The following is a 14,597-nucleotide window of genomic DNA, read 5'->3' on the forward strand; positions in this document are numbered from 1 at the left end:
ACTGTTTCTACTACTCCGCGGCGGTCCTGACGCCGGCCTTGGCGGCCGCGTGCAGCCGCACCGCTTCGCCGAACGCACGGAAGATCGTCGCTGAGGCGCTGTCCGAATTCACCCAGTATTCGGGATGCCATTGCACGCCGACCGCAAAGCCGCGCGAATCCTTGACCGATACGGCTTCCACCGTGCCGTCGGCCGCCACGGCTTCCACCTGCAGCCTCGAGCCGAGCCGGTCCACCGCCTGGCGGTGGACCGAATTGACCATGATCTCACCCGCGCCGAAAATGCCGGCCAGGCAATTGCCCGGCTTGATTGACACATTCTGCCGGATGGCGAAGCGTTCATCCTGATTGTCGCTCACCGGCGCGCGATGATCGAGCGAGCCTTCGCGCTCCTGGATCTCGGTCGCCAGCGTGCCGCCTAGCGCCACGTTCAGCTCCTGGATGCCGCGGCAGATCGCCAGCAACGGCACACCGTGCTCGATTGCCTTGCGGATCAGCGGCAGGGTGGTCGCGTCACGCGCCGGATCGTAGGGGCCGTTCGCCTCGCTCGCGTCGTCGCCGCCATAGAGCGAGGGGTGAACGTTTGACTTCGAGCCGGTGACCATGACGCCGTCTACCGACCGCAGCAACTGGTCGAAATCGAGCCGATCTCCGAAGGATGGCACCAGCACGGGAAAGACACCCGCGCCGGCGATCGCCGCCTCCAGATATTGCTGGGGCGCCGCATGCCAAGTGTAGTTCTCGAATTGGCGGACATCGGTCGATACGGCGACGAGCGGCTGTTGCATTGAGGATTCCGTTACGGACATTGACGGCATTCTGATTGCAAAAATAGGTGATCTGCCGGCCGTTTTCCATGGGAGAGTGAGCTGTGCCAATCCACATCCGTCAGCGCTGTTAGACAATAGTTTTGGGCCAGCGCCGTTTGACCTGCGGGAAGCCGTTCGCGTGCTGGACTCGACTCCGCCTGTGTGTATTGTGCGGCCTTCGCCGAAAGCCCAATTCAGACTCCAGTCTGCTGGACGGCGTTCTGTACTGATCCAAGCGTGGAGGAAAATTCATGGATCGACGTTCATTTATCACAAAGGCCGGCGTCGCTGGCGCAGGCGCTGCGGCCGCAACGACGCTCGCGGCTCCGGCTATCGCCCAGGGCAATCCCAAGATCACCTGGCGGCTTACCTCTTCCTTCCCGAAGTCGCTCGACACCATCTATGGCGGCGCGGACGTCTTCTCGAAGATGATCTCGGAAGCGACCGACGGCAATTTCACCATTCAGCCCTTCGCCGCCGGTGAAATCGTTCCAGGCCTGCAGGCTGCGGACGCGACCGCGGCTGGCACGGTCGAGGCCTGCCACACGGTTGCATATTACTACTGGGGCAAGGATCCCACATGGGCACTGGGCGCTGCGGTTCCTTTCGCGCTGAACGCCCGTGGCCAGAACGCCTGGCTCTACCACGGCGGCGGCAACGATCTGATGAACGAGTTCTTTGCGACCCAAGGTCTTGTCGCCTATCCGGGCGGCAACACCGGCGTCCAGATGGGCGGCTGGTTCCGTAAGGAAATCAACACGCTCGAGGATCTCAAGGGCCTGAAGATGCGCATCGGCGGCTTCGCCGGCAAGATCGTCGAGAAGCTCGGCGTCGTGCCGCAGCAGATCGCCGGCGGCGACATTTATCCGTCGCTGGAAAAAGGCACGATCGACGCCGCCGAATGGGTCGGTCCCTATGACGATGAGAAGCTCGGCTTCCAGAAGGTCGCGCCCTTCTACTACTACCCCGGCTGGTGGGAGGGCGGGCCGACCGTCCATCTGATGTTCAACAAGGAAAAGTTCGACGCGCTGCCGGCAAACTATCAGTCGCTGGTGCGCACCGCCGCCCAGGCGACCGACGCGAACATGCTGCAGAAATACGACTTCCTGAACCCGACGGCGGTCAAGTCCCTGGTGGCCAATGGGGCGCAGCTTCGTCCGTTCAGCCCGGAAATCCTGGAGGCCTGCTTCAACGCCTCGAATGAGGTCTATGCCGAGATCACGGCATCGAATGCCGGCTTCAAGAAGATCTGGGATTCGCTGACGGCGTTCCGCAAGGAGCATTTCCTGTGGGCGCAGGTAGCCGAATACAATTACGATACCTTCATGATGATCCAGCAGCGCGCCGGCAAGATCTGAGCCGCCGGCCGCTCGTCCGAACAAAGCCCCGGAGCCGCAAGGTTCCGGGGCTTTTTTCATAGGGCGATTTAAGCTTGGAACAGCGGACTCCTCCCGCTGGACTAAATGGTCGCGCCGTGCATTGATTGTGCTGCCCGGGCGATCGGCAAAGACCGATCCGGCGCATCATCAATCTGGGAGGAAATTGGAATGGATCGTCGTAGTTTCATCAGAAAGGCCGGGTTCGCCGGCGCCGGCGCGGCAGCCGCCACAACGCTGGCCGCGCCTGCCATCGCGCAGACCGCGCCGAAAGTCACATGGCGCTGCACCTCGTCGTTTCCGAAGGCGCTCGACACCATCTTCGGGGCGGCCGTGACGATGGCTGACTTCGTCCGCGAATCGACCGACGGGAATTTCGATATCCAGGTTTTCGCGGCTGGCGAACTGGTGCCCGGATTGCAGGCGATGGATGCGGCGGCGGCGGGAACGGTCGAATGCGCCCACACCGCCTCATACTATTACTGGGGCAAGGACCCCACCTTCGCGCTGGCGACGGCCGTCCCCTTCGGCATGAATGTGCGCCAGATGAACGCCTGGATGTATTATGGTGGCGGCAACGATCTCCTCAACGAATTCTACAACACCCACGGGCTGCACGGCCTGGCTTGCGGTAACACTGGCGCCCAGATGGGCGGCTGGTATAGCAAGGAGATCAATACGCTCGAAGACCTCAAGGGCCTGAAAATGCGTATCGGCGGCTTTGCCGGCAAGATTGTCGAGAAGCTCGGCGTTGTTCCTCAGCAGATTGCGGGCGGCGACATTTATCCGTCGCTCGAAAAGGGGACTATCGACGCGGCGGAATGGGTCGGACCTTATGACGACGAGAAGCTCGGCTTCTACAAGGTCGCCAAATATTATTACTATCCGGGCTGGTGGGAAGGCGGCCCCGTGCTGCACACGCTGATCAACCAGGCCAAGTGGAACGAATTGCCGAAGAGCTATCAGGCGATTCTCACTGCCGCCTGCCAGGCAGCGAATTGCGACATGATGGCGAGCTACGACTACAAGAATCCGGAGGCGCTGAAGCGGCTGGTCGCTGGCGGCGCGCAATTGCGGCCGTTCAGCCAGGACGTGCTCGCCGCCTGTTTCGAAGCGGCCAACTCCACCTACAAGGAGATCAACGCCTCGAACGCTGGGTTCAAGAAAATCTATGACAGCCAGATGGCGTTCCGCAAGGATGCCTATCTGTGGGCGCAGGTGTCGGAATACACGTTCGACACCTTCATGATGATCCAGCAGCGCTCGGGCAATATCTGAGCCATCCACCAGCAAAAAGCCCCGGGAGAGATCCCGGGGCTTTTCTTGTTTTCGGCTGCGTTCAATTGAATTTCGGCGGCTGCGACAGGTCTGTGGCGGGCGGAGCCGGCTGCGCCGGCGCCGAGTTTCCGAAATTGGGCGGCTGCGACAAATCGTTGGCCGGTGGCGCGGGCGGGGCCGGCTGTGCTGGAGCGCCGCCGCCATTGGCGGGAGCCGGCTCGCCAAGCGGCGGCAGACCGAAACTCGGCAGCCCTTGCTGCTGCCCGCCGCCGAAGCCCGGCACCACGATTTCGACGTCGCTCGGGTCGATGACCGGTCCCTTGTAGTGCATGACCATTTGCGGGAAGCCGATGACCAGGCCGATCATGATCACCTGGATGCCGACGAAGGGAACGGCGCCCCAATAGATCTGCCCGGTCGTAATGGGCTGAATCGTCTTCCCGGTCACCTTGTCGAGGTAAGGCACGCGGGCGGCGACTGAGCGGAGGTAAAACAGCGCGAAGCCGAAGGGCGGATGCATGAAGCTCGTCTGCATGTTGACGCCCAGAAGCACGCCGAACCAGATCAGGTCAATGCCGAGCGCGCTGGCCGCGGGGGCCAGAAGCGGCACGATGATGAAGGCCAGCTCGAAGAAGTCGAGGAAGAACGCCAGGAAGAATACGAGAATATTCACGACGATCAGGAAGCCCATCTCGCCGCCGGGCAATGAGGTCAGCAGGTGCTCGACCCAGAGATGGCCATTGACGCCGTAGAAGGTGAGCGAGAAGACACGGGCGCCGACCAGTATGAACAGCACGAAAGATGAAAGCCTGGTTGTCGACGCCAGCGCCTGGCGCACCACGTCCAGGCTGAGCCTCCCCTTCGCTGCCGCCATGACCAGCGCGCCGACGGCGCCCATGGCGCCGCCTTCCGTAGGCGTCGCGATGCCCAGGAAGATGGTTCCCAAAACCAGGAAGATCAGCGCCAGCGGCGGGATCAGCACGATGACCACCTGTTGCGCCAGCCGAGACATCATATTGAGTTTGAACGTCCTGTCGGCGATGGCTACGGCATAGATCGCAGCAAAGCCGATCGTCGCGCCCCAGATGCCGGCGTTGGCGCCGGCGGAGGACGCGAGATAGAGGGAGGCGGCATAGGCGACCGCGACCGCCCCTATGAGCGCGACCAGCAGCGATACGACGCCATGGCCGAGCGTCCGTGCCTCGAGCGGCAAAGCCGGCATCGAGTCCCTACGGACGAACGTCATGAGTAGCACATAGCTGAGGTAGAGCGATGTCAGCACCAGGCCGGGGATCAGTGCGCCAGCATACATGTCGCCGACCGAGCGGCCGAGCTGGTCGGCAAGCACGATCAGCACCAGCGAGGGCGGGATGATCTGGGCCAGCGTGCCCGAAGCGGCGATGACGCCCGTAGCGGCGCGTCTGTCGTAGCCGTAGCGCAGCATGATCGGCAGCGAGATCAGGCCCATGGCGATGACGGAAGCGGCCACGACGCCGGTCGTTGCGGCAAGCAGCGCGCCGACCAGAATGACGGCATAGGCGAGACCGCCGCGGACCGGGCCGAACAACTGGCCGATCGTGTCGAGGAGATCCTCGGCCATGCCCGACCGTTCGAGTACGATGCCCATGAAGGTGAAGAACGGAATGGCGAGCAGCGTGTCGTTGGACATGATGCCCCAGAATCGCTCCGGAAGCGCATAGAGCAGCGGCCAGGACAGCGTTATCTCGTTGCTCGAATACGGCGCCAGTTCGACGCCGATGAAGAAGAACAGGAGGCCGTTGGCTGCGAGCGAGAAGGCGACGGGATAGCCCAGCAGCATGAAGACGATGAGCGAGAAGAACATGATCGGCGCCATGTTCTCCGCAATGAAATGGATCATGAACGGATCTCCTCGGCCAGCGCCTTGGCTTCCAGTTCAGCCTGTTCATGGACCGAGATGAAGGGCGTCGGATCATCCATGTCGCCGCGCATGATGGCGATCTTCTTGATAATTTCCGAAATCCCCTGCAGCGCCAGCAGAGAGAAACCGATCAGCAGCAGCGATTTCGCCGGCCAGATGATGAGGCCGCCGGCGTTGGTCGAGACTTCGCCGCTACGATAAGAGAGCGATACGTAGGGCACGAAGTAGTAGATCATCAAAAGGACGAAGGGCATTAGGAAGAAGACGTGCCCGAAGAGGTCGATCCAGTGCTGAGCGCGCCTGGAGAACATGCCGTAGATGATGTCGATGCGGATATGCTCGTTCTGCCTCAAAGTGTAGGCGGCGGCGAGCAGGAAGGCGGCGCCGAACAGATACCACTGGAGTTCGAGCCAGGCGTTCGACGACATGTTGAGCGTCTTACGGATGACGGCGTTCGTCGCGCTGACCAGCACTGCCAGCAATATCAGCCAGGAAACCCATTTCCCGATGAACTCGTTCATACGGTCAATGGCTCTCGATAGAGCGAGCAGCCCTGCCATGCGATCCTCCCAGATTTGTACGAGGCGAGCCTTTAGCGTTTCCCCGGATTTTTTCGCGCGCCGCGAAGCCATCGGATATGCCGAGTGTTTGGCGGCGCGTCAACACGCGATGGCGCAGTTACCCGAGGTCATTGTGCCAATGGGAAATGCAGCGCCGGCCGCGGGGAGTGAGATTATACGGATGTACCGGGCTCCTGCTGGGTCGGCCGAAGAACCAGCAGCGCGATCAGGAACAGGAACATCCAGGCGTCGCGCCATTCGATCGGAAAATAGCCCGACCATAACGATTCGGCGATGCCGAAAGCCAGCGCGCCGAGCGCGGCGCGGGCCGGCGCGAGATAGCCGCCAACGGCTGTCACGAACAGGACCTTCAGCCCGAAGACCAGGCCTGTGTCGAAGCTGATATTGCCGAAATAGAGGCCGGCGAGTGCGCCCGCCAGCGCCGCCGCCATCGCCCCGAGCAGTATCGAGCGGTGGAAGACCAGGTCTGTGTCCACTCCGCAAAGCGCCGCCGCCGCGGGATCGTCAGTGACGGCGCGCCACTCTCGCCCGAAGCGGGAGCGCGCCAGCACAGCATTGGCGGCTATGATTGCCGAAAAGGCGATGGCGCAGTTGACCACCTGCAAGGCCGTTAGCGTGACCCGGAACTCGTTGTCCGCCGCAAAGACGATCGGGCCGGCCAGAAGCGGCGGCAGCCAGAAGTCGCGGGTCTCGGCGGCGATACGACCAAGCTCCAGCAGCACAAGCGACACGCCGAGCGTCGCCGCGACGATGGTGTTAGGCGAGCGGCCGGCGAGTTTCTGGAACACGCCGTGCGACAATAGCCAGGCGGTCAGCGCCGAATAGGCGAAAGCGGCGGCAATGCCGAGCGCCAGGGTGGCCGGTTGCGTCAGCCACAGAATCTGCCAACCGAATACGGCGACGAGGATCATGGTTTGCCCGGCAAACGCGAACAGCGCGCCATGCGCAAGGTTGGTGCGGTGGAGCACGCCGTTGCTCACCGCATAACCGAAGGCCAGCAGCGCGTAGATCGCGCCGATATGCAGTCCGTTGAGCAATTGCTGCAGGAAGTAGAGCATGCATGTCCGTCCACCGCGGACCTCCGTGGCGCGGTCGAAACTGCGCTGCCAAATCTAACTTGTCAAACGAGATTTGCCAGTTAGATTTGCCGGATGGCGGTTACCTGGACACAGCATCGGTTCTCCGGCGGCGCACTGGCGCTGGACGCGGCCAATACGGTTGTCCTGCGCGGCGATACGGCGCGAACATTCGACCGATTCGACGACCCCGTGGAGATTGCCCGCTTCGCCGAAGCAGCCAGCGACTTCCGGGCCGAGGAGCTTGGCGGCCGTGCGCTGGCCGTCGCCGATCCGCACAGAATCGCGCCCACAGTGCTCGCCATTCGCGAGGCCACGGATCGGCTGTTTCGCGGCGCTGCATCCGAAGGCTCGGTCGCGAGCGCCGCTTTGCCGGATTTCCTGGAAGCCTGCGCCGCCGGGCTGCGCGGTCATGCCTCATTCGCGATGTCGCCTGGAAAGTCGTTCGGCGACCCGGCGACGCCCATCGCCCTGGAAGCGGCGCTGGCCGTCTCGGCGCTTTCGCTGATGTCGCAGAACAGCCTGCGCAGGCTGTCGATTTGCCGGAACTGCAACTGGCTGTTTCTCGACCGCAGCCGCAATGGCAGCCGCCTGTGGTGCGACATGGCGGTCTGCGGAAACCGCCGGAAAGCCAGGCGCCATTACCACCGCCGCAAGCTCGCCACCGAGGAACACGAACATGTGTAATTTCAAACGCGCCAGCCTAACGCTCGCGCTGCCTTTCTTCGCCGCGCTGGCGCTGGGCGCCTGCCGCGATACCGGCGCCGAAGGTGAGTATTTCGAAATCGCCGGCAAGCTTTTCGTCTTCAACTATCGGGTCGCGACCGCGACCTATCTCGTCAATCTGCGGCCGCTCCAGCCGCTGCGCGAAGGCGAGACGGCGGTCGCCAGCTTCGAGGATCCGGCGGGTGGTGAACCGATCGTCGTGCGCCAGAAGATCTGGCCGAAGCTCGAAAAAACGACGATCGAAAGCCCGCCGCTGCGCTGCGTGGTCAAGGACCGGCCCTATCAGGTTTCGATCCGCATCGAAGGGGCGGACGGCCGCGTCATGCAAACCATCGAGACGACCATGACCTCGTCCGAGAACCAATCGCTGCTGCCGGACCGCCCGCTCGTCCTCGGCCCGGCCTACACGCCCAATCCCGATCGCGCTGGTCGTCCGGACGGCAAGTTGCCCGGCGGCGACAGCGAGCCATGCCCGTCTCCGGCTTGAAGTGGACCGCGGCAGTCTGCTCCACCGCGAACGAATCGTGCGCCAGCATGTATGGGAGTGTTCGTTTATTTCCCGCGTCTTTTGCTATGTGTACGCAAGGTGGCTCATGGGCGATGCGCGCCCGATTTCGTTTGACCTTCTCGGCAATGGGCGAAACACTCCGGCCGAAACTTGCCTGACGCGGGCGGTCGTTTGGGGTGCCGCGCAGAAGGAATTACAGATGACGCTTCACGATGTTGCGCTTGACGACAAGTTCGACCTTTCCAAGGAGCGCATCTTCCTGTCGGGAGCGCAGGCGGTCGTGCGTATGCTCCTGATGCAGCGTGAGCGCGACCGCCGCGCGGGGCTGAACACCGCCGGCTTCGTCTCGGGCTATCGCGGCTCGCCGCTCGGCGGCCTCGACCAGCAGCTCTGGCGGGCGAAAAAGCAGCTAGGCGACGCCAGTATCGTTTTCCAGCCAGGACTGAACGAGGAACTCGCCGCCACCGCCTGCTGGGGCACGCAGCAGACCGAACTGCTCGGTGAAGGCAAATATGACGGCGTGTTCTCGGTCTGGTACGGCAAGGGCCCGGGCGTCGACCGTTCCGGCGACGTCTTCCGCCACGCCAATCTCGCTGGGTCGTCGAAACATGGCGGCGTGCTCGCGCTGATGGGTGACGACCACATGGCCGAATCCTCCACCAACGCGCACGCCACCGAATTCCTGTTTGTCGACACGATGATTCCGATCCTCAATCCGGCGGGCGTGCAGGAACTGATCGATTACGGCCTCTATGGCTACGCCATGTCGCGCTTCGCTGGCACGTGGGCGGCGATCAAATGCGTCAAGGACAACATCGAATCGACGGCTTCGGTGGATGCCTCGCTCGACCGGCTGAACATCATCATCCCGGAATTCGATATGCCGCCCGGCGGCTTGAACATCCGCCATGAACTCGATCAGCTCGGCCAGGAAGCGCGCCTGCACGAGCACAAGCGCGCCGCAACGGCGGCCTTCATCAAAGCCAACGATTTGAACCGGATCGTCTATTCGGGCGGGCGCAATCCGAAGATCGGCATCATCACGATCGGCAAGAGCTATCTGGATGTGCGCCAGGCGCTCGAGGATATCGGCGTCGATGAAGCCCATGCCAACCGGATCGGCGTACGGCTGTTCAAGGTAGGCTGCCCGTGGCCGCTCGACTTCGACCACATTGCCGATTTCGTGCGCGGCCTCGAGATGGTGATTGTCGTCGAGGAGAAGCGCTCGCTGATCGAAGTCCAATTGCGCGAAAGCCTTTACAATACGGCCATGCAGCCGGTGATAATCGGCAAGAAGGACGAGCGCGGCGGCTGGCTATTCCCGGCCAAGGGCTCGCTCGACCCCAACGACATCGCGATCGCGCTCGGCGAGCGCATAGTCAAGACCATCGGCCCGTCGGAGGAGATTTCGGCGCGGGTCGCCAGGCTCAAGCAGTTCCAGGCGATGCTCGCCGATACGAAGGACATTGGCGCGCGCACGCCGTTCTTCTGCTCGGGCTGCCCGCACAATTCATCCACCAAGGTGCCGGAGGGCTCGATAGCCGCCGCCGGCATCGGCTGCCATTTCATGGCGCTGTGGATGGACCGCTCCACGGTTGGATTCACCGCGATGGGCGGGGAAGGCGCGCAATGGGTCGGCCAGGCGCCGTTCTCGACGCGCGAGCATATCTTCCAGAATCTCGGCGACGGCACGTATAATCATTCGGGCTCGCTGGCGCTTCGCTTCGCCCTCGCCTCGGGCGCGAACATCACCTACAAGATCCTCTACAACGACGCGGTCGCCATGACCGGCGGCCAGCCGCACGAAGGCAATCTCACCGTCGATATGATCGCGAGCCAGGTGCGCGCCGAGGGCGTCGAGCGCATCGCTGTCGTCACCGACGAACCGGGCAAGTATGCCGCCGCCGGTATAGTGTTTCCGGCCGGCTCCACCATCCATCACCGCGACGAGCTCGACCTGGTGCAGCGGCAGCTGCGCGACGTGAAGGGCGTGTCGGTGTTGCTTTATGACCAAACCTGCGCAGCAGAAAAGCGCCGCCGCCGCAAACGCGGAACCTTTCCGGACCCCGACAAGCGCGTCATCATCAACGAGCTCGTCTGCGAAGGCTGCGGCGATTGCGGCGTGCAGTCGAACTGCGTGTCGATCCAGCCGGTGGAAACCGAGTTCGGCCGCAAACGCCGCATCGACCAGTCGAGCTGCAACAAGGATTTCTCCTGCGTCAACGGCTTCTGCCCGTCCTTCGTCACCGTGCACGGCGCGAAGGTCCGCAAGGCCGAGGGCATGGCCGGGAAATCCGATCCGCTCGAGGGCGTGCCGGAGCCGCAGCCGTTTGCGCTCGACCGCGACGGCTGGTCGTCGATCATCGACGGCGTCGGCGGCACCGGCGTCGTCACGATCGGCGCCATCCTCGGCATGGCCGCGCATCTCGAAGGCAAGGGCTGCGGCATGATCGACATGGCGGGCCTGGCGCAGAAGGGCGGCGCGGTATTCTCCCACGTCCGCATCGCGAGAACCCCGGAGGACATCCACGCCATCCGCGTCTCGGCGGGCAAGGCCGATCTGGTGCTCGGCTGCGACCTTGTCGTCTCGGGAAACAAGAAGGTGCTGGCCGCCGTGCGCGAGGGCCATACGATCTTCGTCGCCAACACCGCCGAGATTATGCCTGGCGATTTCGCGCGCTCGGCCGATTTTTCGCTGCCCGTCGAGCGGCTGAAGAAGGCCATTCGCGAGGCCGCCGGCGAACAAAAGGCGCACTTCTTCGACGCTACGCGCACTGCCTCGGCGCTGTTCGGCAACTCACTCGGCGCGAACATGTTCATGCTGGGCTTCGCCTGCCAGCATGGCGGCCTGCCGCTATCGGCCGAGGCGGTCGAGCGCGCCATCGAACTCAACGGCGAGGCCGTCGCCATGAACATTGCGGCTTTTCGCTGGGGGAGGCGGGCCGCGCATCAACCGGACTTCGTCAAGGCGATGATCACCCAGTCCGGCCAAGCGGACGAGCCAAGCATCGCGCGGTCGTTCGACGAGATCGTCGCGCGCCGCGTGGAGTTTCTGGCCGCCTACCAGAACGCCGCCTATGCGAAGCGCTATGCCGATCGTGTCGCAGTCGTCCGCAATGCCGAGCAGGCGGCCTTGCCGGGCTCCACTACGGTCGCCGAAGCGGTGGCGAAAAACCTGTTCAAGCTGATGGCGATCAAGGACGAGTACGAAGTTGCCCGGCTCTACACCGACGGCTCGTTCCAGCGCCAGCTGGCCGCGCAATTCCAGGAATACGACAAGCTGGAATTCCACCTCGCGCCGCCGATCATGGGCTGGCGCGGAGCTGACGGAAGGCCGAGGAAATCCAGTTTCGGGCCGTGGATGATGAAGGCATTCCGCCTGCTTGCGTCGCTGAAGCGCCTGCGCGGATCGGCCCTCGACGTGTTCGGCTACACCGCCGAGCGGCGGATAGAGCGTGATCTGCTGGCGCGCTACGAGGCCGATGTCGATCGCATCGCTCGCATCCTGACGCCGGCGAAGATTGAGGCTGCTGCTGCCTTGGCGTCAGTCCCGGCTCTCATTCGCGGCTACGGCCACGTCAAGCAGGCAAGCGTGGAAAAAGCAGCGGGAGAGCGGGCCCGGCTTGTGGCGCGCCTCGAAAATGCCGAGGCAAAACCGGAACTGGAGGCAGCGGAATAGAGCCGCTTTTCATGCGGCCAAGTATATCTGCTGTATTGCGGGCACTTACCTTTGCGTAACGATTGCGCCCATACGCTGTATAAGCCTTTTTTAAGGCGATTGTGGCAAAGCTTGGCTCCCGAAAGCGGGATTCCGGCGTGCCAACGAGACGAAAAAACGAGATTCCCGTCGACGTCTACATTCCGTTCGTGGAGACGCTTTTCCGCGACGGGCTGACGCTGACGATCGGATTCGCGGCGCAAACCCTGCTCGTCATCCTGGTCTATTGGAAGACCGCGGACCCGCTCTATCTCCTACTGGCTTTTGGCATGATCGCCGTGGCGATCATGCGCATGCGCAACATCCGCAAGTACCGCAACGCGCCGCCGCCGAAAGACAGGCAGGAGGCCCGTCACCGCGAAAACGACTATATCCTCTATGGCTCGATGCATGGGTTTATGCTTGGAACGTTCTGTTTCCTCGGCATCTATCTGGCGCACGACAATTTCGCCGAGATTGCCTCGGTCGCAGTCACGCTCGCATCCGCCACCTCCATCGCCGGCCGCAATTATGGCTCGCCGCGCATGGTGATGATCTTCATCCTGGCGCTGACATGGCCGATCTCGCTCGGCTTCATCCTGCGCGGCGACCCCTATCACATCATCCTTGGCCTGCTGTCGGCGCCGTTCCTCTTCGCGATCAAGCGCTTTGCCGACACGGTTCGTGACGTGTTGTTCACTGCGATTTCGGAGGAGAAGAAGGCGAACCGACTCGCCCAGCGGTTCAACCGGGCGCTCAACACCATGTCGCACGGTCTGGTCATGCTTGGCCCCAACGGCAAGGTCGTGGTCGCGAATGCGGAAGCCGCTCACCTGATGTCACTAAAGTCGCCCGACGCGTTGCTCGGGCGCTCGATCCATTCGCTGCTTATGCGCGGCGTTGCAGGCGGCATGCTGGCGCTCAAGGACTGCCGCTACATCGAGGCGCAGCTCACGCGCGCGCTGCGCGAGGGGCGCGACCGCAAAGTGCTGGTCTCGTTTTCCAACGGCCAACATTTCGAATTTTCGGCGCGCGAAGGCAGCCAGGATCTCGGCGTCATCACCTTCGAGGACGTGTCGCAGCGCGTCGAGGCTGAAGAGAAGATCCGCTCGATGGCGCGCTACGACAATCTTACTGGCCTGCCGAACCGCGCCTATTTCCATGAACTCGTCGGCGAGTTCATGGAGGCCGGCGACCGGAACCGTCTCTGCGGCCTGGCGGTTCTCGACCTCGACGATTTCAAAAGCGTCAACGACACGCTCGGCCATCCGGTCGGCGACGGGCTGATCTACGCGGTCGCCGAACGGCTCGCCGCCTTCGCCGACGAAGGCATCCGCGTCGGTCGCTTCGGTGGCGACGAGTTCATGATCTATTTCGACCGTCTCGACGACGACAGCCACCTGGCCGAGATGCTGGACGGCATTTTCGCCGGCCTGCAGGGCGATGTCGACATTGCCGGCCATGTGCTGCGCATCCAAGCAAGCGGCGGTGCAGTGCTCTGCCGCGTCAGGGATACCGATGTCGATGCGATGGTCGTGAAGGCCGACCTGGCGCTCTACAAGGCCAAGGAACTAGGCAAAAACGATTGGCAGCTCTTTGAATCGGCCATGGACGCCGCGTTCCGCAACCGCCAGCTTATGAAGGCCGACCTGCGCAGCACCGTCGAAGCCAAGGGCCTCCGCGTCGTCTATCAGCCGATCGTGGCCATGGACACGATGCGCATCGCCAGTTGCGAGGCGCTGTGCCGCTGGGACCATCCCGAGCTCGGCTCGATCTCGCCGGCAACCTTCATTCCGCTCGCCGAGGAAATGGGCATCATCTCCGAGATCAGCAGCTTCGTGCTCCATGCCGCCTGCGCCGAATGCGCCCGGTGGCCCGAACAGATCAGCGTGTCGGTGAACCTCTCGGCCAAGGATTTCCGCCATCGCAACGTTGTTGACAAGGTGCGCGACGCGCTCGCCCAGTCGGGCCTCGCCGCTCATCGGCTCGAGATCGAGGTGACGGAAACGGCGCTGCTCGACGACAAGTCGCTGACCGGGCAGTACCTCGAGGAGCTCAAGGGACTTGGCGTCCGCATCGCGCTCGACGATTTCGGCACCGGCTATTCGAGCCTGAGTTATCTGCACAAGCTGCCGCTCGATAAGATCAAGATCGACCGCAGTTTCCTGGTCGACATGGGCCAGAATCCGCGCTCGCTCGAGCTGTTGAAGGGCATCGTCAATCTTTCGCGCCCGCTCGGGCTCACCATCACAATCGAGGGTGTAGAAACGTTTGAGCAGCTAAAGATCCTGGCGCTCTCCGTGAAGCCCGATCTCGTGCAGGGCTTTCTGTTCGGATCGGCCCTTTCGGCCTCCGGCATCGAGACGATGTCGAACACGATCTGGCCCTTCGCAAAGGACATCAAGTCCGCCGAACGCGGCGCCGCGAGCTGAGTTTGCCGGAAATCCGGCGAAACTTTTTTTGCCGGTCGGGCAACCTCCCGACGTTAACCTTAACCCTCGGTAAACAGCTTCCGCGGTATTTTCAACTTTACATATGCCGACCTTGGCGTACGTTTGCGCCACGGCGCAGTACGAGGGGTATCTATGGTTGTGCAGCAGATGGCGTCCGGCAAGAGCGCCGGGGCGGGTGGCGCCGACACGTCTGA

General features: G+C 62.8%; 10 protein-coding genes. 6 read left to right on the plus strand and 4 right to left on the minus strand.

Annotation, left to right across the window (positions count from 1 at the left end; translation table 11 throughout):
* Positions 1-10 precede the first annotated feature (10 nt).
* Positions 11-787 carry a gamma-glutamyl-gamma-aminobutyrate hydrolase family protein gene (locus MAXJ12_RS07690; protein WP_008835234.1) on the minus strand — a complete coding sequence of 259 codons (777 nt, stop codon included), beginning with the start codon at positions 785-787 and terminating at the stop codon, positions 11-13.
* Positions 788-1,059: 272 nt separating this feature from the next.
* On the opposite strand from MAXJ12_RS07690, the gene MAXJ12_RS07695 reads away from it, so the two are divergent.
* Both MAXJ12_RS07695 and MAXJ12_RS07700 read left to right on the plus strand, forming a co-directional pair.
* Complete coding sequence (locus MAXJ12_RS07695) at positions 1,060-2,166, plus strand: TRAP transporter substrate-binding protein (RefSeq protein ID WP_008835235.1); 1,107 nt, start codon at positions 1,060-1,062, stop codon at positions 2,164-2,166.
* A gap of 189 nt (positions 2,167-2,355) precedes the next feature.
* The gene (locus MAXJ12_RS07700; protein WP_008835236.1) at positions 2,356-3,462 is read left to right on the plus strand and encodes a TRAP transporter substrate-binding protein; all 1,107 of its coding nucleotides are present in this window, start codon (positions 2,356-2,358) and stop codon (positions 3,460-3,462) included.
* A 61-nt stretch (positions 3,463-3,523) separates the two neighbouring features.
* Here the strand turns inward: MAXJ12_RS07700 and MAXJ12_RS07705 are convergent, their stop codons facing one another.
* From MAXJ12_RS07705 to MAXJ12_RS07715, 3 genes are all read right to left on the minus strand, one after another.
* On the minus strand, positions 3,524-5,341 hold the full coding sequence (locus MAXJ12_RS07705) for a TRAP transporter large permease (RefSeq protein ID WP_008835237.1): 1,818 nt from the start codon (positions 5,339-5,341) through the stop codon (positions 3,524-3,526).
* The gene (locus MAXJ12_RS07710) at positions 5,338-5,922 is read right to left on the minus strand and encodes a TRAP transporter small permease subunit (protein WP_040585310.1); all 585 of its coding nucleotides are present in this window, start codon (positions 5,920-5,922) and stop codon (positions 5,338-5,340) included. Before MAXJ12_RS07710 ends, MAXJ12_RS07705 begins: the two co-directional genes overlap by 4 nt.
* 173 nt (positions 5,923-6,095) lie before the next feature.
* Positions 6,096-7,001: a branched-chain amino acid ABC transporter permease gene (locus tag MAXJ12_RS07715; protein WP_008835239.1), complete on the minus strand. Its 906-nt coding sequence runs from the start codon at positions 6,999-7,001 to the stop codon at positions 6,096-6,098.
* Positions 7,002-7,094: 93 nt separating this feature from the next.
* Here MAXJ12_RS07715 and MAXJ12_RS07720 point away from each other — a divergent pair, with 93 nt between their 5' ends.
* From MAXJ12_RS07720 to MAXJ12_RS07735, 4 genes are all read left to right on the plus strand, one after another.
* Positions 7,095-7,706: a CGNR zinc finger domain-containing protein gene (locus MAXJ12_RS07720; RefSeq protein ID WP_008835240.1), complete on the plus strand. Its 612-nt coding sequence runs from the start codon at positions 7,095-7,097 to the stop codon at positions 7,704-7,706.
* Positions 7,699-8,232 carry a hypothetical protein gene (locus MAXJ12_RS07725; RefSeq protein ID WP_008835241.1) on the plus strand — a complete coding sequence of 178 codons (534 nt, stop codon included), beginning with the start codon at positions 7,699-7,701 and terminating at the stop codon, positions 8,230-8,232. The genes MAXJ12_RS07720 and MAXJ12_RS07725 overlap by 8 nt, the downstream gene beginning before the upstream one ends.
* A 220-nt stretch (positions 8,233-8,452) precedes the next feature.
* Entirely contained in the window at positions 8,453-11,932 is a 3,480-nt protein-coding gene (locus MAXJ12_RS07730) for an indolepyruvate ferredoxin oxidoreductase family protein (protein WP_040585336.1), read from the plus strand.
* 137 nt (positions 11,933-12,069) lie between these two features.
* Positions 12,070-14,382: a putative bifunctional diguanylate cyclase/phosphodiesterase gene (locus MAXJ12_RS07735; RefSeq protein ID WP_040585312.1), complete on the plus strand. Its 2,313-nt coding sequence runs from the start codon at positions 12,070-12,072 to the stop codon at positions 14,380-14,382.
* Positions 14,383-14,597 lie beyond the last annotated feature (215 nt).

The sequence above is a fragment of the Mesorhizobium alhagi CCNWXJ12-2 genome, from assembly GCF_000236565.1.
GTDB lineage: Bacteria > Pseudomonadota > Alphaproteobacteria > Rhizobiales > Rhizobiaceae > Allomesorhizobium > Allomesorhizobium alhagi.